17 protein-coding genes are annotated in these 20,462 nt (G+C 68.1%); all 17 read right to left on the bottom strand.

What is annotated here, in order from left to right:
• Positions 1–15: 15 nt before the first annotated feature.
• Positions 16–1,128: a glycosyltransferase family 4 protein gene (locus tag GXY33_22295; protein NLX07881.1), complete on the bottom strand. Its 1,113-nt coding sequence runs from the start codon at positions 1,126–1,128 to the stop codon at positions 16–18.
• The gene (gene pelF, locus GXY33_22290; protein NLX07880.1) at positions 1,125–2,273 is read right to left on the bottom strand and encodes a GT4 family glycosyltransferase PelF; all 1,149 of its coding nucleotides are present in this window, start codon (positions 2,271–2,273) and stop codon (positions 1,125–1,127) included. Before pelF ends, GXY33_22295 begins: the two co-directional genes overlap by 4 nt.
• Positions 2,274–2,282: 9 nt before the next feature.
• The gene (locus tag GXY33_22285; GenBank protein NLX07879.1) at positions 2,283–3,485 is read right to left on the bottom strand and encodes a radical SAM protein; all 1,203 of its coding nucleotides are present in this window, start codon (positions 3,483–3,485) and stop codon (positions 2,283–2,285) included.
• Positions 3,482–4,801: a hypothetical protein gene (locus tag GXY33_22280; GenBank protein ID NLX07878.1), complete on the bottom strand. Its 1,320-nt coding sequence runs from the start codon at positions 4,799–4,801 to the stop codon at positions 3,482–3,484. The genes GXY33_22285 and GXY33_22280 overlap by 4 nt, the downstream gene beginning before the upstream one ends.
• Positions 4,798–6,006: a glycosyltransferase gene (locus tag GXY33_22275; GenBank protein NLX07877.1), complete on the bottom strand. Its 1,209-nt coding sequence runs from the start codon at positions 6,004–6,006 to the stop codon at positions 4,798–4,800. Before GXY33_22275 ends, GXY33_22280 begins: the two co-directional genes overlap by 4 nt.
• Before the next feature lie 45 nt (positions 6,007–6,051).
• Positions 6,052–7,215: a glycosyltransferase family 9 protein gene (locus tag GXY33_22270; protein NLX07876.1), complete on the bottom strand. Its 1,164-nt coding sequence runs from the start codon at positions 7,213–7,215 to the stop codon at positions 6,052–6,054.
• A 1-nt stretch (position 7,216) separates the two neighbouring features.
• Entirely contained in the window at positions 7,217–8,347 is a 1,131-nt protein-coding gene (locus tag GXY33_22265) for a glycosyltransferase family 4 protein (protein NLX07875.1), read from the bottom strand.
• Positions 8,331–9,047 carry a class I SAM-dependent methyltransferase gene (locus GXY33_22260; protein NLX07874.1) on the bottom strand — a complete coding sequence of 239 codons (717 nt, stop codon included), beginning with the start codon at positions 9,045–9,047 and terminating at the stop codon, positions 8,331–8,333. Before GXY33_22260 ends, GXY33_22265 begins: the two co-directional genes overlap by 17 nt.
• A complete protein-coding gene (locus GXY33_22255) occupies positions 9,029–10,246 on the bottom strand; it encodes a glycosyltransferase family 4 protein (protein ID NLX07873.1) in 1,218 nt (405 codons plus the stop codon). The genes GXY33_22260 and GXY33_22255 overlap by 19 nt, the downstream gene beginning before the upstream one ends.
• Positions 10,243–11,772, bottom strand: coding sequence for an oligosaccharide flippase family protein (locus GXY33_22250; GenBank protein ID NLX07872.1), 1,530 nt, complete (start codon positions 11,770–11,772; stop codon positions 10,243–10,245). The genes GXY33_22255 and GXY33_22250 overlap by 4 nt, the downstream gene beginning before the upstream one ends.
• On the bottom strand, positions 11,769–12,569 hold the full coding sequence (locus tag GXY33_22245) for a class I SAM-dependent methyltransferase (GenBank protein ID NLX07871.1): 801 nt from the start codon (positions 12,567–12,569) through the stop codon (positions 11,769–11,771). Before GXY33_22245 ends, GXY33_22250 begins: the two co-directional genes overlap by 4 nt.
• Positions 12,566–13,972: a hypothetical protein gene (locus GXY33_22240; protein ID NLX07870.1), complete on the bottom strand. Its 1,407-nt coding sequence runs from the start codon at positions 13,970–13,972 to the stop codon at positions 12,566–12,568. The genes GXY33_22245 and GXY33_22240 overlap by 4 nt, the downstream gene beginning before the upstream one ends.
• Before the next feature lie 23 nt (positions 13,973–13,995).
• Complete coding sequence (locus GXY33_22235; protein NLX07869.1) at positions 13,996–15,204, bottom strand: TIGR03087 family PEP-CTERM/XrtA system glycosyltransferase; 1,209 nt, start codon at positions 15,202–15,204, stop codon at positions 13,996–13,998.
• Positions 15,205–15,217: 13 nt separating this feature from the next.
• Entirely contained in the window at positions 15,218–16,786 is a 1,569-nt protein-coding gene (locus tag GXY33_22230; protein ID NLX07868.1) for a polysaccharide biosynthesis tyrosine autokinase, read from the bottom strand.
• A gap of 22 nt (positions 16,787–16,808) precedes the next feature.
• Positions 16,809–18,452, bottom strand: a complete 1,644-nt coding sequence (locus GXY33_22225; GenBank protein NLX07867.1) for a hypothetical protein — start codon at positions 18,450–18,452, stop codon at positions 16,809–16,811.
• Positions 18,449–19,243, bottom strand: a complete 795-nt coding sequence (locus tag GXY33_22220; GenBank protein NLX07866.1) for a hypothetical protein — start codon at positions 19,241–19,243, stop codon at positions 18,449–18,451. The genes GXY33_22225 and GXY33_22220 overlap by 4 nt, the downstream gene beginning before the upstream one ends.
• Before the next feature lie 291 nt (positions 19,244–19,534).
• Positions 19,535–20,110 (bottom strand): sugar transferase, encoded by a 576-nt coding sequence (locus GXY33_22215; protein ID NLX07865.1) that lies wholly within the window; start codon positions 20,108–20,110, stop codon positions 19,535–19,537.
• Positions 20,111–20,462 lie beyond the last annotated feature (352 nt).

Here is a 20,462-nt window from a genome sequence, read left to right as displayed (position 1 = left end):
TTTTGGCGAACGTCTTCATGATGATTCCAGAACGCGGCGATAGAGGTCGAGCATGTCGCGGATGTGGCGTTCGAAAGAGAACTCCTCGATCACGCGGCGGCGGGCGCTGCGGGCCAGCGATCGGGCCAGATCGGGTTGGCGGTCGAGTTGCCGCAGCGCGTCGGCGAGGGCCTCGGCGTTTTGCGGCGGGCACAGCAGCCCATCGCGGCCGTGGCGGATCATCTCGGGCACGCCGCCGACGGCGGTGGCGACCACGGGCACGCCGGCGGCCATCGCCTCGAGGATGGCGTTGGGCATGCACTCGGTGCGGCTGGGACAGACCAGGGCGTCGGTCCGGGCCAGCAGCGAGCGGACGTCGCTGACGAAACCCGGCAGTCGCACGGCGTTGTCGAGTCCGCGTCGTCGGGTTTCCGCGGCGAGGACGTCCCGCTGCGGTCCGTCGCCGGCGATGGTCACTTCGACCGCGACGCCTCGGGATTTGAGGTGCGCCGCCGCGTCGATCAGATTGAGCGGGTCCTTTTCGGGACTGAGCCGGCCGAGATAGAGCAGCCGCAGCCGCCCGTTGCGGCCGATCGGCTGGACCATCGGGCCGCTGCAGTCCACGCCGTTGGGGATGATCCGGATTCGCGGCGCGGGCACGCCGCGGCGTCGAAGCTCATCGGCCATCTGCCGGCTGGGAGCGACCACCGCGTCGGCTTGACGAAGCAGGAGTCGATCCAGCCCGTAGTAGAGCAGTTCGCGTCGCGAGGTGCGGTTGTATCCGTGGGCGGTGGCGACGACGCGGTAGCTGCGGCACAGCCGCAGGAGTTGGCCCAGCGCGGCCGACTTGTACTCGTGGACGTGAACGATTCGGTAGCGGCCGCGGACGAGGCAGCGGTGGAAGCGCCGAAGCGTATCGAGGCAGACCGGTCGGTCCTCGAAAGCGGTGTGCACGTCCACGCCTTTGGCCCTGGCCGCGTCGAGCAACGGCTGATAGTCACTGCGGCGGTCGAGGACGTAGAACGCGTCGGCCCGGCAGCCGAGTTGGCGCAGGCGTTGGCAGGAGGCCAGGATTCCCTTGTCGGGCCCGCCACCGCTTCCGCGGACGGTTCGCACGTGCAGGATGCTCAAGGCGGTATCGGGGTTCACCGGGCCGCTCCCGCGCTCAGGCGGCGATAGATGTCGAGGTATCGCTGGTGCATGGTGCGATTCGAAAAATGCGTTCGGACGTGTTCCGCTGCGGCGCGCGACATTGCGGCGCGGCGGCCGTCGTCTTCGAGCAACGTGATGAGAGCCTGGGCCATGGCGTGCGGGTCCTGCGGGCCGACCAGCAGGCCGGTCCGTCCGTCGGGAACGGTCTCGGGCACGCCGCCGACGCGGGTGGCCACGACCGGACATCCCGCCGCCATCGCCTCGAGCATGGCCAGGCTGTGCGCCTCGCAGAGCGAACTGGAGAGGGCCAGGTCGCCCGCGGCCAGGATCGCGGGCACGTCGTCGCGGCGGCCGAGGAACCGGACCGCGCGTTCGATGCGCAGCTGGCGGGCAAGGGTTTGGCAGGCGGAAAGCTGCGGCCCTTCGCCGGCGCAGACGAGCACGGCGGCGGGCCGGCGGGCCAGGACCATCGCCATCGCCCGCAGGGCGGTCGGATGGTCCTTGATCGGCCGGAACGATCCGACGTGGACGATCACGTCCGCGCGGTCGGGCAGTCCGAGCCGGGCCCGCGCCGCTGCGCGGTCGGGCAGGCGGTCGAACGGTTCGAGGTCGATGCCGTTGGGGATAATCTCGATGCGCCGGGCGCACAGCCCTTCGTTAGCCACCAGGCTCCGCCGCGTGAAGTCACAGACCGCGGTGACTTTGCCGGCGCGGGCGTCGAGCAGCCGATTGAAGAGCCGCCGCTTGCGGGACACGCGATCGGGGAAATGCCGTCCGTGTTCGGCGAAGAGGACGCGGACGCCGGGCGAGCCGAGCGCGGCCAGCCCGCCGTAGAAGAAGGGCGTGTATTGATGGCAGTGCAGGACGTGCGGGCGGAAGCGGCGGATGATCGCGGCGATCCGCGGGATCTGGCGAAGGTCGACGCCGGGTCGCCGCTGGGTGCAGCGGACCTCCAGCCCCGCCTCGCGAAGGCGGGCGGCCAGCGGCCCCTGGCGATCGAGACAGACCGCGGCGGACTCCACCTGCTCGCCCAGCGCGAGCATCAAGTCGCAGGCGAGTCGCTCGGTCCCGGCGCAGTCGAGGCTGTGCAGCACGTGCAGCACTCGCAACCGCGGCGGATTGTGGGCGATAGATCGGATCATCGTCGGACGTCAGGGCAGCACTCCCATGCAATGCTCGCAGGATTCGCCGACGGGGGTGCGGACGGGGCGACGAAAGCTTCGACGGGCGGCGCGATACGCGGGCCCGTTCCAGATCTCGCGGAGCGGGCGCTCGCCGACGTTGCCCAGGTCGTGTCGCGGGTCGAAGACTCCGCAGCAGGCGGCCACGCCGCCGTCCCAGTTGATCACCGTCCGCCGCCACGGCCAGTCGCAGCGGTAAGGTTTGCCCGCGCCCGTCGGCTGAAAGTCGATCAACTCCTCCACACTCCGGCGGTACCACGGGGCGATCCACTGCGGATCGCGTGGCAGCCATGTCTCGGCGAGTTCGCGGGCGACCTGGCGTTTTCGCTCGGGCGGCCACTTCCGGTCGGCCAGGTTCCGATCCCGGCCCAGGAATCGCAGGTTCAGCGAGGCGGGAGCGAAGACGGCTTGGCAATCCAACTCGCGGGCCAACTGCCGGAATGGCTCGATCTCGTGTTCGTTGTGCCGGGTGACCACGAAGAACAGGCGGACGATGGGGGTTCGCGAACCGAGGCGTCGCCGGGTCTCGAGCAAGGCCCGCAGCTTGTCCAGGTCGGCTTGGAGCCACCGGCCCGGCTGATAGTGGCGGCACGTCTCCGGGGTCGCCGCGTGCAGCGAGACGTTGAGCATATCCAGGCCGGATCGGATGAGCGTTTCGGCGTCGCGGGCGGGATCGAAGAGGGCCAGGGTGCTCGAGAGGTAGGTCCAGATTCGCGCGTCGTGGGCGCAGCGGATCATGCGGTAGATTTCGGGCGAGGCCAGCGGATCGCCCCAGTTCGAGAGGTCCAGGACGTACGCGTGGTCGCGGATCTGCTCGACGAGGCGTTCGAACCGCTCGAACGGCATGACGCCCTTGGCCCGTCCCTGGAGGCCCTGGCCGGTCGGGCACAACCGGCACCCGCCGCCGCAGCGGTTGGTCGGCTCGATCTTGATGTCGTACGGCAATCCCAGGAGCCGCTCTCGCCGAAGCAGGTACTCGACGTTGACGACGGCGATGTTGAGCAGCTTGCCCGCGGTCAGGTAGCGACGGTTCCGCCACAGATGCCAGACGACCCGCAGCGGCAGGTTCAGTCCCAGCGCGAGTCGGCGGCGCCATCCGGGGCGCCGGGTCTCGGCCCAGCGATTCAACGTGCGAACGATGCGGTCCAGGTGATCGGTCAGCCGCCAATTCATGCAGGGGTCTCCGCGGGCGAAAGGGCGGCGACGCGAGGCAGCCGGCGCGGCTGCGAGTCCGCGATTGCGAGACGCGGCTCGCCGGCCAGATCCGGAGCGGCCGCCGCCATGAGCATCAGAAGATAGGGCAACTCGAACGTTTCAAATGACAGGAACACCGATCCGACCGCGAAGGTGGCCAGGCTCCATCCGCCGGCCCGGCAGATGTAGTGGTGCCATCGCATTTCCGGATCGTCCATGTCCGCCGCCGCCCGCTGAGCCCCCAGATGGAACCAACCGAATGACGCGACCAGAAGGCTCACGAACACCGTCAGCGCGGGCAGGCCGGCGTCGGCGGCAATCTGGAGGTAGTTGTTGTGGATTGTCCGGCCCGCGCGGTCCGCCCCGTAGTCCCAGGTCAGCAGATTCGAATTCCGAAGCCCCACGCCGAACAGCGGGTAGGCCTTGGCGATCCGGTAGCCCGCCCGCCAACTGAGGTACCGCGACTCGGCGGAGGGGTCCTGGAGCTTGTCGCCGATCGTGGCGAAGCGGTCGCGGACCTCCGGGCCGGCCAGGACGGCGATCGCCGCCGTCAGCAGGATCGCCGCCAGCAGCGTCCGTCCCGCGTGGCGACGGGCCGTCGCCGCCAGCATGCCCACCATGACCACCAGCGTGCTGAGCATCGCTCCCCGCGAGAGACTGAGCATCACCACGTGCATCGCCGGGAGCGTGACCGCCAGGTACCCCCATCGCCACCAGCGCCGCTCGGCCAGCCAGAAGAAGTAGCCGAACGGAATCACCATCGCCAACGCCAGCGCCGCCCCGTTGTTGTCGTAGCCGCCGAAACCGTGATGGTAGATGTAGAGCATCCCCTTGAAGAAGTACAGCGAGTTCATCTCGTAGACCACGTAGCCGAGGCACGCGAAGATCATCCACGCCAGGTACCGCAGGTGGCGGCGCTCCGTCAGGACCCACGCCCCCACGACCAGCATCGTCAGCAGCTTGGCGTATTCCCAGCCGGTCGCCGACGCCAGCGTGCGGTCCAACGCGTGGTGGTAGCTGCACAGCAGACAGAACGCGAAGACGGCGAGCATCGGCAGGAAGAGGGGACGGGTGGCCCGGCGTTGGACCGGGCGGCCATGCAGGATCGCGACCACCACGGCCAGCACCGCCGCGTAGAGCGACCATCGAATGCCTTCGGGCAACGCCCACTCCCACAACGCCTGGGGGCGAAGCACGGACAGGCCGTAGTAGAGGAACACCGCCCAGAACGGTTCGACGAACGAGCGGCAGGTGAAGTAGAACATCATCAACAACAGAAAGAGGGTCTGTTTCATCGCGGACCCTCCGGGCACAGCCATTGAACGTCTGGGCCCATGGACGGTGCGGATCGGACGTCGAGCACGGCCCGGCGGAGCAGGGCCACCGTTTGCGGCCAGGCCATCTCCTGCTCGACGGTCCGCCGGCCGGCTTCCGCGATCCGCCCCTGCAGGGCGGCGTCATCCAGAAGCCGCAGGGCCTGGCCGGCCAGTTGATCGGCGGTGCATCCCACCAGCAGGTTCGCCTCCGGACGGGCGGGAATGCCCTGGCAGGCCAGCGGCGTGGCCACCACCGCCGTCCGGGCCGCCCACGCCTCCAGCAGTTTATTTTTGATGCCCGTGCCGATCCGCATCGGCGCCATCGCCACGGCGGCGTCCCAAAGCCGCGGGCGCGGGTCGTCCAGAAAACCGGTGATGTCGATCCGCGGCCCGGCCAACCGCCGCAGTTTGGGGGAAGGGGCGCAGCCGACGATCGCCACCAGGGTCTGGGGCCGTCGGGCCCAGATTCGCGGGGCGATCCGCCGGATCAGGAACCTCGCGGCGTCGTCGTTGGGCGGATGCTCCAGGTTGCCCATGAACACGACGGTCGGCCCGCCGGCCGCCGGCCGCGACACCGGAGGGGCGAAATGGTCGAGATCGACCCCGTTGGGCACGAACGCCACCGCCGTTTGCGGATGGCGGCGGGCGAAGCTCTGGACGTCCTGGCGGCTGACGAACGCCGCCAGATCGATCTGGCGGACGAAGGCGTTTTCGTAGATCCGCTGGCCGACGAGGAACTTTGCGTCGCGAAGCCAGGCGAGCGGATGGCCCTGGCGGGTCAGTCGCCGGCCCACCTCGAGCATCGGATCATCGACCAGGAAGGCGACCACACAGGCGGCCGGACGGGCCTGCGGGGCGTACTGCAGGCCTTCGGCGCCCATCAGCACGAGGGTGTCGAACCCGCCGGCGCGGGCCGCCACGCGAACCGCCAGTTCCGCGTCGTGAACGAACGGAGCCAGCCGCGGGTGCGAGGGCCCTTTGGTCGGCGGAACGCCGATCGGTCCCTCGAGCACCTCGACGCCGCACCGCCGGTAGGCCTCGACGGCTTCGGGCTCGCCCTGATAGCACAGCAGGGCGGTCCGGTCGCCGGCGCGGGCGAGGGTGCGGATGGTGTGGTAGAGCGTGACGGACCGCCCGTGCACCAGGGGCCAGGGAAATCGGCTTGTCACGAACAACCATTTCATCGGTCTGTTGCTGCCTTTCCGCCGACGGTCCGACGGCGTGCCCGTCTACGACGTGCCGGTCGGCGTCACGCGCCGCGCCGGTTGGGTTGGGATGGCCGCCGTCCGTTCGGTCGGGCAGATTGTTTCGACCGCTTCGAGTATCGTCTCCAGGGGGATCGCGTCCATGCAGTGGGGCTCGCGGGCGCACTCCCGCCGATAGCACGGCCCGCACGCGCACGGCGAGACGAGCTTGCGGCCCAGGCCGTAGAGCTCGATCTCCTGCGGGCAGGTCGGCCCGAACAGCGCCGCCGTCGGCACGCCGCGGGCGACGGCCACGTGCAGACCCAGCGAATCGCCGGTGATCACCAGATCGCAGCGGTCGATCAGGGCGGCGAAGAGGTCCTCGCGGTTGCGGCATCCGGTGTCCAGGACCTCCGGCCCCAACTGCTCCAGGATCCACGCGTTGGTTTCGATCTCGCCGGGCCCGCCCAGCAGGGCCGGGGCGTACCCGCGGGCGGTCAGCGCGCGGGCCAGCTCGACCCACCGGGCCGGGCTGAGCGTCTTTCGGGCGAAATTGGGTCCGGCCCCGGTGTTCAGTCCGATCACCGGACCGTCGGCGCCGGGCCGCCGCTGGAAGATCCGCTCCGCCCGCTCGGCCCAGGACGGGTCGACCTGCAAGCGGTACGGTTCGCCGCGATATTCGAGCCCCAGCGCCTCGTGGATCAACTGGGGATAGCTCCTGGTGTTCTGGACGAACTTGGCGTGGTTATCGAGACCGAGGGCGAAGTAGCCCTCGCACTCGCGATTGGCGGGAACGACCGTACCCCACTCGGAGAGAGTAATGCCGCGCTTGTCGGCCGATCGGACGAGCCGGCACAGGCCGGCCGGACCGGCGTCCTTGTCCAGCGAGATCACCAGGTCGAACGACTGGGCGAGCACGGCTGCGGTCCCGGACGCGTCGAACGGCAGCAGGCGGTCGATTTGCGGGTGGCGGGCCAGGATGCGGACGCCCGCCTCGCTGGTCAGCCACGTCACGTGTGACACGGGCCAGGTCCGTTTGAGCGTCGGCAGCAGGGCGGCGGTCCGCACCACGTCGCCCAACGCTCCGATCTTGATGATCAGGACGCGGAAGCCCATCGGGGCATAATGCCGGCACCGGCACGAGTTGCCGACCGGGCAGGGCCGGTCGCCCAGGTAGTGCCGGCAATCGGGGGCAATGTTCAGCGTCATCTCAGGTCCGTTCTCTCGCCGCTTGTTCAAAGACCCTGCAGGCCGTCTCGGCGCAGGCCCGCCAGGTAAATTCGCTCGCCCGCACCCGTCCCCGTTGGACCAGTTCGTTTCGCAGCCGCTGGTCGTCCAACAGGCGGACCAAGCCGGCGGCGATCGCCCGCCGGTCGGCTGGATCGACCAGCCACGCCGCGTCGCCCGCGACCTCCGGCAGCGAACTGACGCTGCTCGTCAGCACCGCCGTTTCGCAGGCGAACCCGTCGAGGACCGGCAGTCCGAACCCTTCGCCCAGCGACGGGTAGCAGAGCACCTCGGCGCCGCTGATGAGGGCCGACAGGTCGGTCTCGTCGGCGAATCCGCCGAGAACCACGCTCGACGCCACGTCCAGCTCTCGGGCCCGACGGGCAAACCCGTCGAGAGCCGGGTCCGGGATGCCCACCGCCAGCAGCGAGATTTGGCTGCGGAGACGGTCGGGCACGACGGCCCAGGCCTCGAGGATGCCGACCGTATTCTTCCGTTTATCGGACGATCCGAGGGCCAGGACGTACCGGCGCTCGTCGGCCAGCCCGTATTTGGCGCGGACCCGCCCAAGCTCGCCCGGATCGGTCACCCGGCGGCAGCCGCTGTCGGCCGCCCACGGGTTTACAGTGATATTATCGGTCGAAACGCCCAGCTTCTTGACGATTTGGCCGCATGTGAACCGGCTGGGAACGATGATCCGGGCGGCCCGCCGCGCCGCCGCTGCGATGTTGCCGGACCACCTGGCGTCCTGCTTTGTGGCCAGTTCCGGGTCGAACGGCAGCAGATCGTGAAGGGTCAGCACCATCGGGACCAGGGGAAACCGCGGGGCGGTGTTGGCTGGGCAGTGCAGCACCGATGCGCCGGCCCGCCACGCAGCCAGCGGCAGCCGAACCTGCTGCCAGAGGTTCAGCCGGTCGCCCCGGATATCGATCCGGCGGGTTTCCACGTTGGGCAGGTCCGCAAAGGGATTCCCGCCCGCCTCGTACTGATGGAACATCAGAATCCGCCACGCCGGCCGCAGAACGGCCATGTGACGGTACAGATCGACGAGATTCTTGCCCGTCCCGCGCCGATGGGCGGTAAAAACGGTTCGGGCGTCAACGGCGATCCGCATCGGACCCCACCTTCACCGCCACGGCCAGCCACGAGACCCCGGGCTTGCGGTGCGGTTCGCGCTCGACCGACTCGAGGTGGACCAGGTCCAACCCGGTTTGGGAAAGACAGCCGCGCAATGCCGGTTCATCGAAATCCTGGACGTGCTCCAGGCAATGATCGGGATCCAGGTCCTGCGGCGCCGAGACGATCAGCCACCCGCCCGCGCGAAGCACCCGGGCGAACGACCGCACCGCGGCGGCTGGATCGTCAAGGTGCTCAAGGACTTCGGTGCAGGTCACCGCGTCGAAGCACCCGTCGTCGTACGGGAGGTCCGGAAGGACGGCGACCTGGGCGGCAAAACCGTATTCGCGCGTCCGTTCGACCGCCACCGGCGAGAAATCGACCCCGTGAAGCTCCAGTTGCGGATACCGCTGGCGGATCGTTCGCAGCAGCACCGCGATGCCGCAGCCGGCGTCAAGCAGCCGGCCTTGCGACGGCAGCAGAGGCAACAGCCGGCCGTAGAGGTTCTCCATCGAACGGAAATCCGTCCCCTGGCTGCGATATCGCTGATCCATCGCCGCCGGCGTGTTGAGGTTCACCCGGCCGTGGAGCAGACGCCGCCGGTACTGCCACGGCACCATCCGCCGGACCGCGAGGCGCAGCTTCCACGGGACACAGTGCTGATCCACCACGAATTGTCTCAGCGAGAGACCGGACATGTCTGGCTGATCGGTTCGCCCGTCTGAATGAGATTCAGAAAACCGGTGGCCCTGGCCACCCATGAGTAGTTGTTGCGGCAATGCGCCCGGCCCGCCTGCCCGAACCGCCGCCGCAGGTCGGGCCGCTCGGCCAGGAAATCGAGCTTCCGGGCCAGGTCGTCGATATCGAAAGCATCGGCACACAGGCCGGTGCGGCCTTCAACGATAATCTCCGAGCACGCCACCGGCGCCCGTGGATAGTCGGTCCGCCAGGTGAGGGTGGGAACGCCCGCCGCCATCGCCTCCAGCAAGACGATGCCGAAGGATTCGTACCGCGAGGGCAGCACCAGCGCGTCCGCGGCGGCAAGGCGGCCCTCGGGATGGTCGAGCTTGCCCAGAAACACCACGTTCCGCGTCAGATCCAGTTGCCGGGCCAGCCGCCGCAGTGCGGGCTCGTGCGGGCCCTCGCCGACGATGATGAACCGGGTTCTGGCGCGGTGGGCCATCCGGGCAACGGCGCGAAGGGCCAGGTCCACCCCTTTCTCGACGGACAACCGGCCGATGTAGATGGGCACAAAGAACCCGCGCGACCTCAGTTCGAGCAGATCGCCGTCCGGCCTCGCCCGGCTGGAACGATCGAAGTCGACTCCGTTCGGAAGCACGTGGATTTTGCCCGGCGGGAGGTTGACCAGGTCCAGAAGCTGTCGCTTCACCATCCGGCTCGTCACGGTCACGCGGTCGGCCAGAACCGGAGCAAGCCGTTCGAGGGCCTGCTGCGGTCCGCCCGGTCTGGGCACCACGCCCGCCGCGGCCAACGCCGCCGAGACCGCCACGCAGTTGTAGATCACCGGCCGACGCGGACAGGCCAGCCGGCTGGCGATCACGCACTCCGGATACGAGGCGATCACCACCTGGTGCGGTTGGGCCAACCGCCGCTGGAAACGGGCCCAGTGCAGGGTCCGAAGCCACGGCAGACTCGACCACGGCCACGCCCGACGCACCGGGCTGATCCGCAGACACGGAATGCCGTCCGGCAGCGTGTCCATCCGGAACGGACCGTCCGGGTAGTTCTCCGTGATGACCGACACGTGGCGGCCGAGCTGCCGCCAGACCCGCGCCAGTTCCCAACCCTGGACCTCCAAGCCGCCGTAAAGGTCCGGGTAGAACCGCCGCGACTGCCACTGGATCGCCACCTCACGCGGTTCGGCGCAGCGGATCACGCCGCGGCCCTCCGAATCTTCGACAGAAACGTCGTCCGCCAGATCCGCCGACGATCCGGCTCGGGAACCACCAGCCACGCCGCCGGCAGGTAGATCAGCACCGACAATGCGACCTTCAGAACCAGCGCCGCCCACCCGAACGGCAGCGGGAGCTGATTGACCGCCGCGCAGATCACGGCGAAACCGCCTGCCAGCAGCACCCACCGCGAGGCGAACCGACGCACGAACTCAGGAATGCCCAATCCGATCCAGCGCATCGCCATGCCCATGCACAGCAGCGAGAAGATCACCCGCGGGGCCAAACTCCCCAGCGCGACTCCCACCACGCCCAAACCCGCCAGCACCAGCGCCACCGAGCACGCCAGGTTGCACAACCCCTGCACCAGCGTCACCGAAGCGCCGAGACGAACCCGGTTCAAACCCGAAAACACCCACGTCCCGATCACCGACCCGGCCAGCGCCACGATCTGCGAACAGGCCAGAATCGCCAGCACCGGATAGCTGCCCTCGTACGCCGGACCCATCCACAACACCAGGAACGGCCGCCCGAACGCGATCATGCCCACCAGAATCGGAATCGCCAGGGTCATCGCGAACGTCGTCCCCCACGAGAACAGCCGCTGGAGGGCCGGCCAGTCCGACGCCGCGCAGTGCTGAATCACCTGAGGCCCCAGCACCGCCGTCGACTGGTGCACGATCGTCCGTGCGTAGAAAATCAGCATCGCCGCGATCGCGAACGCCGTCACGTCCGCCGGGCCCAGCAGCAGCGCGATGACGATGCTGTCGGTCCAGTACAACAGCCGCCCCGCCACGTTGCCCACGAACGACCAGAACCCGAAATGGAACAGCTCGCGGAACCGGTCGCGGCCAATCCACGCCCGGCCCACCCGCAACGCGGGAAACACCCGCCGCGCCGCCAGCGCCGTAGCCGCCAGAACGACCGTGCCGCAGGCCACCTCGATCAACGCCAGCTCCAGCAGCCCGCGGCCAAGGGACAAAGCCGCCAGCGTCAAAACCGCCCGCGCGAGAATAAACCCGATCTGAATGGCGTTGGAGATGTCGAACCGCTCGTGCGCGGTCAGCACCTGCACGAACGACGCCCGAAAAAACGACAGCCACAGGTCGATCACCAGAATCAGGATCGCCCACCGCGCCGGACCGAGCAACTCGGCTGGAATCTTCGTGAACACCGACCCGAGCGAGACCGTCAACAGCAGCCCGATCCCCAGCAGCGGAACGCCGCACGCCGCGAAAAACGCCAGCGCCGTGCTGATCACGCCGTTGACCTTCCCGACTTCGCCGCGGCCCAGGTGGAAGTTGATGTGCCGGCCCAGCGCCGCCCCCATCCCCAACTCCGCCAGGCCCAGATACCCGGTGATCGAAATCATCAGCGTCCAGATGCCGTACGCCGCGTCGCCCAGGCTGTGAACCACGAACGGCGACATGAAGAACATCACCGCCAGGTTGACCGCGTAGCCGACCCAGACGGCACCGAGATTCCGCGCATAGACGTTCAGCCGACTCATGGTGTCTCTCTCGCAGAAGGGCAATGACCGGTCAGTCGCATGACCAACACCGAAGCGAACCGGCGGCTCCACGGAACCCCCTCGAGCAGTTCCCGGTCCCACCGGTGAAGGCAATCGATCAGCCAGGAACTCCGCAGCAGCGGCCAGATCCGCGACAGGCACTCGAACTGGCGAAGCTCCACGCCGGCAAAACCGCGGCACAGCGCCGCCACGTCCTGCCGGTCCAACGGACGCTCGTCCGGCGACGGATTGGACGGATACCACGGAATGCACCGCCGCAGCCGCCGCAACCACCGGTCCAGCACCACCGGCTCGCGGAACACCGCCACGCCCTCGGGCCGCAGGACGCGGCGCACCTTCTCGCTGAATCCGGTCAAATCCAGGTGATGCAAAACGGTGTTGCCGAACACCCGGTCGAACCGCCGGCCCGCGAACGCCGCCGACAGATCGCACGCCACGACAAACGTGATCCGATCGGCCAGCCCGTTGACCTCCGCCCGCTTGCGGGCGATCTCAACCGCCTCGGGCGACACGTCGTAGGCGAACACGCGGGCCCCGTTGGCCGCCAGCAGCACCGAATCCACGCCCGTCCCGCACCCGATCTCCAGCAGCTCGCGGCCGGCCAGCGGCTTGAGGTAGTGAAACGCGCACTCCTTGCCGTAGGTCCGCCAGTCGTCACACCGGCCGTACCGTCGAAGGTCATGCGGCGGGATGCGCAAGTGTTGCGTCCGTTCGGCCCGGCGATAGACCCGGTCGAAGTGCGTTCGCTCGCGATGTTGACGCTCGGTGACGATCATGTCTCCTGCACGACTCCCGCCGGACGATGGCTCAACAACTCCCGCAGGCGCCGCCAACCCGTCTGCACGGGCCGCGCGGCGGCGGCCATCCGCCAACCGGCCACGGCCGCGATGTACAACACCGGATCGTACGCCAACCGCAAACGCGGATCGCCGCAGACGCAAAGGCACACCAGCGCGATCGCGGCCAACGCGCCCAGCACCAGCAGCGCCAGCGGCCCGGCGGCCCGGTCGCGACGAACCCAGAGCCCAGCCGTTGCGATCGCGGTCAATGCGATCATCACCGCCGGCCATACCATTCGATTGCCCACCTTCACCGCCACATAGACCCACTGGCCGTCGCGAATGTTCCGGGCGAACGGCGGCGCGTTCCAGTAATCCGGCCACCAGAACAACCAGTATCCTCCCAGCGTCGCCCGCAGGTGATTGACGCAGTCAGCCGCGTACGCCGCCGGCTGACCGGCGACGTTCTCCCGCGCGATCGCCCCGAGTTGCCGATACAGCGCCGCCTCGGCCCGGACGTCGCCATACGGAAGCTGCTCGACGAGCCGCGGCGGAATCATGTAGCGCCGGACCTCCTGGTCGCTCAGCTTCGAAGCCGCCACCACCTCGACGATCCGCGCCCGAAGCTCCGGCGCGACCCGGCCCTGCGGCGAGAGGTACCAGACCCGGCTGAACAGGCACGAATCGAAGGCCGTCTGCATGCCGCCATAGCCGCGGAACGCCGCGCAGCAGGCCATCCACGGCCCGGCCAGGATCAACGGCAAAGCGATCGCGATCAGCCCGGCGCGGAGGTTCACACGGGGCCGGCGAAGCACGTGGACGGCCAGAAGCGGCAGCACGAGCAGACACGCCTCGGCCCGCACGTAGACCAATGCCGCCAGCGCCACACCCAGCGGCCACGCCGCCCGCGAAGCGCCGAACCACGTCCGCACCGCCAGCCACGCGGCCAGCGCGGTCAGGCTGATCGTCAGCGACTCGCGAAGCAGCATCGCGCAGTACGCGGCAATCTCCGGGTTTGCTCCGATGCACGCCGCGGCAACGAGCGCAGCCCGCCAACGCCCGCGGCCCAGAAGTTCCAGACCCAGACGATAGACGAAGTAAACGCCCGCCGTTGAAATCACCGCCTGCAACAGGTACACCGCGGAAGGCGAACGTCCAGCCGCCGCGTACACCGCCGCCACAAAGGCCGGATAGCCCGGGCTGCGGTACGCGCTGGGAAACTCGCCGCGATCGAGGATCGCCCTGGCCAGCAGGTCGTAATGGCCCGCGTCGCCCGCCAGCGCCGAGGGCGCCGTGGCCACAAACGCCAGGCGCAGAGCGAACGAGGCGGCGAGGAGGGCGATCAGCCACGTCCCCGCGGCCGACCGGTCCGACCGCACTGTCCGTTGAACTTCTTTCATGACTCCGGCGGTCGCCCGGCGGCTCACGTCGAGCCGGGGCAAGTCATCGATTCGAACCGCGCAAACGCGGCGAAGTCGTCGTCGCGGTCAACGCAGCCGAGCATCGCTTCGAGGGTGCGGGCCGGGTCGTAACGGCGGCAAACCGTCTCGCGGCCGCTCTCGCCGATGCGCCGGGCCAGGCGCGGGTCGTCCAGCAGCAGGCCGATCGCCGCCAGCCACTCCTCCGGACGATCCGCCACCAGCAGGTCGCGCTGCGGTTCCAGCGCCAGCGCCCGCGCGGACTCCCGCGAGACCACCGTCGGACGGCCCGCCGCGACGGCTTCGAGAATCTTGTTCTGCAGGCCGCACGCCAGGCGGATCGGCGCGATCGCGATCCCGGAGGCCAGGTACGGCTTGACGTCGGCCACCTGCCCGGTCACCGTCACGTTCGGCAGACGCGCCAGGCGGCGGACCCGGCGAACCGGTTGACGCCCCACGATCGCCCACCGCAATGCGGGCCGCCGGCCCTGCAGCGAGGGCCACACCCGCCGGGCGAACCACTCCACCGCGTCGACGTTCGGCAGGTAGTCCATCTGCCCGACAAACACCAGCCGCGGCTCGACCGCCTCGCGGTCGGCCGGCGGCTCGTCCGCGACGGCAAAGCCGTTGGGAATCGCCACGCTCCGCCGACCGGTCAGTCGCGCCAGAAGCTCTCGCTCCGGCTCGCTGATCGTCACCAGGACGTCCGCGCACCGCGCCACGCGCCGCTCCAGACCGCCGATCAACCGGCTCTCGCGGGCGTAAAGCCATCGGAGCGGACCGCGCCGAAACGCGGCGAATCGCGCCCACTTGACGCTGTCGATATCCACCAGGTCAACCACTGTTCGAGGCCGGCACGGCAAATCGAGCAGCCCGGCGGCGGCGCTGCTGCAGACCGCGATGCACGCATCGTATCCGCGACGACGGCACAGGCCCTCGACGCGCCGACGCAGACCCGCCGCGTCGAACCGCGCCTCGGTCAGACTCGTCCCGCCCGCAAGCCCGGCAACCATGCGCGGCCAAGCCGCCCGGTGGACGTGAACGTTGGCGGCCAAATCCTCCAGCGCCAGCCGGGTTTCGGAAGGAAGCGGTCCGTCGCTGACCGTCAGCAGGTCCACCTCGCACCGCCCCGCCACGGCGATCAACCATTGCCAGCCGCGGATCCGGTCCCCCTTGTCCGGCGGAAAGGGCGGTCGATGTGTGATCAAGAGCACTCGCACGTTCGTCTCAGAAGAATCGCTTCAGCAGCCGGGGCATGTCCTGCTGCCGATGGGTCAGAACGACTCCGGCCAGCTTCACGTGAATGGTCCGCAGCAAAGCCATCGCCTGCTCGATGACCCGTCGATGGGTGGCGTTCATCTTGACCACCAGCAGCACCTCGCCGGCCGCCCGGCCGATCATCCCGGCGTCGGCGTACCCGTTGACCGAAGGGGTGTCGAACAGCACGTGATCGTAGTCCCGCCTCAGACGCTCGACCACCGCCGGCAGACCGGAACGGGCCAGCAATTCTCCCGCGCGGCCGCGCGAAACGTCCCCGGCCGACAGCACCGCCAGATTCGCCTGCGGCGCCGATTGGATCGCCTGATCCAGTTCGACCTGCCCGCTGAGCACCTCCGCCAGGCCCGGAGACTCCGCAAGCCCGAGCATGGCGGCGATCCGCCCCTTGCGCAGGTCGGCGTCGACCACGATCGTCTTCTTGTCGTTGCGCTCGGCCAGGGCCAAAGCGAGGTTCACCGCCGTGACCGTCTTGCCTTCGCCCGCCTCGGCCGAGGTGATCACCATGCACAGCCGCTCGTCGCGGCATTGGGCCAGCAACGTGGTCCGCAGCGAGCGATACTCCTCGCTGATCCGGCTCGACGGCTGATGGCAGACCACCAGGGGTCGCAAGCATTCCGATTTCCCAGACGCCTGCCGCGGCTCGGGCAGCTCAAACGCCTCTTCCGCCTCCTCGGCCGCCGGTCTGACGTCCAACGGGGGCGCCTCGGGCTCCTCGCGCTCCAGCGGCGTCCGATCGACAACCGTCCGGGACTCCTCAACCGGCTCATCCGTCCACGACGATTCCTCGGCGGGCTCGACGGCGGGCGGTTCACGAAGCTCGGTGCTCGTATCCGCCGGAGTCTCAGCCGGTTCACTCTCGCTCGTATCGACCGCCGCTTCGGACTCGGCTGGGACTTCCACCTCGGCGACCGCAGCACTCGGCTCATCGCTTGCCGGTTCCTCCGTCGCGGAAAACTCAGTGGCTTCCTCTTCCGCCGACGCCAGTTCCTGATCGATCAACTGATCGACTTCATTCTCATCGGGCGTCTCGCCCACGTCCGGCGCTGCGTCCGCAAGCTTCTCCTCGATGAACTGATCGAGTTCCGTCTGGTCGTCCGACGAGGTCGGAGCCGCATCCGCCGCATCGGCTTCCGTCGCTTCGGTCGGCTCGACCGCGGCTGTCGCGTCTTCAAGTTGAGCTTCGCTCGCCGCCTCCGGCTGATCGATAATGTCCTGGACCTGATCGCTGGGATCCTCGGCGACGGCCTGGTCGGAGGCCGAACCGTTTTCGATCTCGGCGTCCGCGCCGGCCGCGCCCATCGTCGCGCCTTCGGCCTCGACGGCCTGTTCATCGACCGGCTGTTCGTCAGCCGGCGAATCGACCAGGCCTTCCAGACCCTCGACCTCGCGGATCATCTGGTCCAGCAGCGCCTCGGCGCCGTTGGCCGTCGCCTCGGTCGCGGACGCCTCAGCGGCCATCACCGCCGCGCCGCCGCCCGACGGCCGCCGTCGGACCTTGTTCTGATCTTTCTGTTTCATCGCCATAATCGGCTCCGATGCGCTAATCGCCGGATTCCGGCGTCTCCTCCAGGGACATCAGGCCGTTCAGTCCGGCGTGGCTGACGGTGGTCCGCGATACGGAGGAAACGAGTCGTTCGAATTTCTCGGGGTGCCTGAGCCTCAGCATCACGCTGCCCGCCGCCGCCAGCAGCAGTCCAGCCAGCACCAGCGCCGCGATCAGCCGCAACGTCCCCTGCCGAATCCGATGCACCGTCGGATAACGCGACGTGGGAATCTCGTCGATCACCCCGCAGATCGGCACCTGGAAAAACTGCGCCGCCTCCTGAGGACTGGCCAGCGAAGGATTGCCCGTGTGGACGCAGAACGCGGAAATGTACCCAAACCCCAACCCGCCCGCAATGGCCAGGCCCATGATCGTCCAGATCCGCGGGAACAGCGGCCGACTCGGCTTCTGGGCCGCCTGGACCGCGCTGAGCTGCGTCCGACGATTCGCCCGCTCCGCCTCCAGCGCCACCTGCACGTCCGCGAGCTGGCCGGCCCACCGCTCGGCCTCCTCTTTGGCCTTGCGGGCCTGGCTCTTGATCTGCGAGTATTCGTAGAGTACCGGCGCCGCGTTCGTCACCAGCTGCTCGTGGTCCACCAACCGCTGCTCGAGCCGCTCGATCTCCCTGGCCAGGGCCTCCACCTCCGACTGCGCTCCGATCAGATCGACCGACAGGTTGCTCAACACGCCCTGCTCGTCGTCCAGGGTCTGCTGATCGGTCCGTGACTGAGCCTGGGCGATCTCGCTTTCCATCCGCTCGATGTTCTTGCGGATCGCCTGGACCCGCGGATGCCGCTCCGTCATGTGACCGTCGGTCATCGCCTCGTTGAGCTTCGCCTCGTACTCCGCCAGCTCCTCCTGGAGCGCCCGAACCCGCTCGGATACGATCAGCCGCTTGAGCGTCGCCGCCCGCTCCATCGCCGCCGCGCGCTGCCGGCGAAGGGTGTTCAATTCGCTGCGGGCCTCCTCGCACTGGCGCTGGAGATCCTGCGGATTCTCCGGCAGCATGCCCGCCTGCCGCGTGGTGAACTCGATCTCCTTGCGCTTCAACTCGCAGAGCTGCCGGTCCGAATCCTCCGAACGCTTCTGAAGAAAGTCGCGGCTCTCCTCCAACCGGTGCAGAATCTGATCGCCCACCCGGGTGATGTAGTTGCGAATCAACACGTTGGGCATCTGCTCGGCCACCGACCGGTCCGAATGCGTGAACACCACCTCCACCAAATCCACCTGATCGCTGCTGACCGTCCAGCGGATCAGCACGTCCTCCATCAGGCCCTTGGCCATCAGCTCCCGCTGACGCAGGCCGCGGGCCGTCAGCTTCCCCTCCGCGTCCCGCTCCATCTCCCGCGTCAACCCCACGTCCTCGATCGCCTGCTCCATCGCCGCCTGCCCCGCCAGCTCATGCTTGAGCGTGAGCTTGGCGGTCTGGAACGACTCCGTCTTCTTCGGATTGCCGCTCTCCACCGCCCCGTCGCTGCGACGCTCGAACATCGCCGACGCCGAATACTTCAGCGGCAGGTAGTGCGAACCGCACAACACCACCAGGGCAAACACCGCCGCCCCCAGCGCGAACACCCGGCGGTGCTGAATGACCATGCGGAAAATCTCGCTCAGCGGCTGATTCCCCTGCGTCTCAGTCATTTGTCGTCTCCCTTGCCGATGTCGGCGGCCTGATCGACGGCGATGGGCAACTGGGTCGCTTGGATCACCGGATAGAGCGGGAACAGAACCTGCTGGAGGGTCAGGCCCACCGCGGCGGTCGGCGACGGCGGCACGTACACCACGTCGTCCGGCCACAGCAGAATATTGTGCGACATGTCCCCCTTCTCGATCATGTCCTTGAGGTTGATGATCAGCTCGCCGGCCAACTCGCCCGAGTCGTCCTGCCCGCCCGGCAGGTAACCGCCACGCTTCGGCGGCGCCCCCCGAACCACCTTGATCTTCTCCGGCCAGGCCAGGTTGTTCGGCTGGGCCTGCGCCAGAACGTCCAGCAGCGTGTCCGCCCCCGTCCACGGCAACGGGCCCGCCCGCGACACTTGGCCGAACACGTAAATCCGCTGCGAGTTGTACTGCTCCACGTAAACCGTTACGTCCACTCGCTGGTAATAACGCTTCGCGGCCCACGCCACCTCGTGCCCGATCTCCTGCAGCGTCCGGCCCGCCACGAACACCTCGCCCACCAACGGCAGGCTGATCTTGCCGTCCGGGCGAACCTTCTGCCTGACCTGATCGATCTCGCGAACGTAACGGGAGGAGAAACTCAACACGTCCGGCGGCAGGACGCGGTACTCGATGCCCGTCACCGGAGAACGCTTCTCCTGAAGAAAGGCCCCGAGCCGCTCCGCTTTCCGCGCACTGCTCTCGCATCCGGCCATCGCCAGACACAGCGCAGCCACCAGTCCGATATGGACAAGACTTGCTTCCCTGGTCATCTTGTCCCCAGGAGTCCCACTAGACACGTTGTTAACCCGATGCAATCCGTTGCACCGGTTGGTGCGATAACTTTTTCAACTCGTTCATCGGCAAAAAGGACCTTATTCTTAAAGCCTCTCTGCCGGCCGCTCCCGCCGCCCCCGCCCCCGCCTCCGACCGACACCCGGCCGCCGCCGCCCGAAAACCCCGCCCCCATCACGCCGCACGACTTTTTATCGGACCACCTCGCCCGCGCAAAACGTATCGCGACGTTCGGTGGCATCGGAAAAAATCTGTGGCAGGATCGATCTTCAGTGGGCCGTGCGGTCGTAAAACTTCGGCAGCGTCGCCGCCAGAATCACCAGCTCCCGCGACCAGCGGCGGGTCGCGATGTACTCCAGATCCGCCTCCAGCTTGAACCGCACGCTCTCCAGCGTCTGATCGTAACCGTTGCGAATCTGCGCCAACCCCGTGATCCCCGGCAGCACCGCCAGACGACGCCCGATCTCCGGGTACGTCTTCTCCAGGTCCGCCAGAATCTCCGGCCGCTCCGGACGCGGACCGATCAGCGACATCTCACCCTTGATCACGTTGAGCAACTGTGGCAGCTCGTCGATGTGGCTCCGCCGCATCCACCGGCACGCCCCAAGCACCCGCGGATCGTCGTCCCGGGCCCACACCGGCCCCGACTCGGTCTCCGCGTCGTGAACCATCGTGCGCAGCTTGTACATCCGGAACAGCCGGCCGTCTTTGCCCACCCGAATCTGGCTGTAAATCGTCGGACCACGGTCCGAGAGCTTGATGATCAGACAGCACAGACCCATCACGGGAAGGGATAGGATCAGGGCGATCGTCCCCAGTACAATATCCACAATCCGCTTGCTCACTGCGAATCGACCCCGACCGATGTTCGCGACGGTACCCGAAAACCGGTACTCGCCCGCAGTGACCGAAGGGCAGTTCGACATGCCGGTGCCTTTCGATGTTCTGGCTGCGACAGCGCAGCCGTCAGTAGACTGATTATCGGCAAAATTCCTACATGACTTCGTTTTTTCTATGCCGGCCCCGTCCCGCCAGCCGTTCATCAGCCGCAATCGCCGCCGCGCCGATTCCCCGCCCTCGGCAAACATCGGAAAAACACTTGACGATTTAGCTAACATCTTGCGATATTTGGATTAATGAACAACCACGGCCGGGGCCTGCCCCGCCCCCACAGGCCGCGGCCAAGGACAGGCCAGA

The organism is Phycisphaerae bacterium (assembly GCA_012729815.1).
GTDB lineage: Bacteria > Planctomycetota > Phycisphaerae > JAAYCJ01 > JAAYCJ01 > JAAYCJ01.
This window is presented reverse-complemented; position numbering and strand designations above follow the sequence as displayed.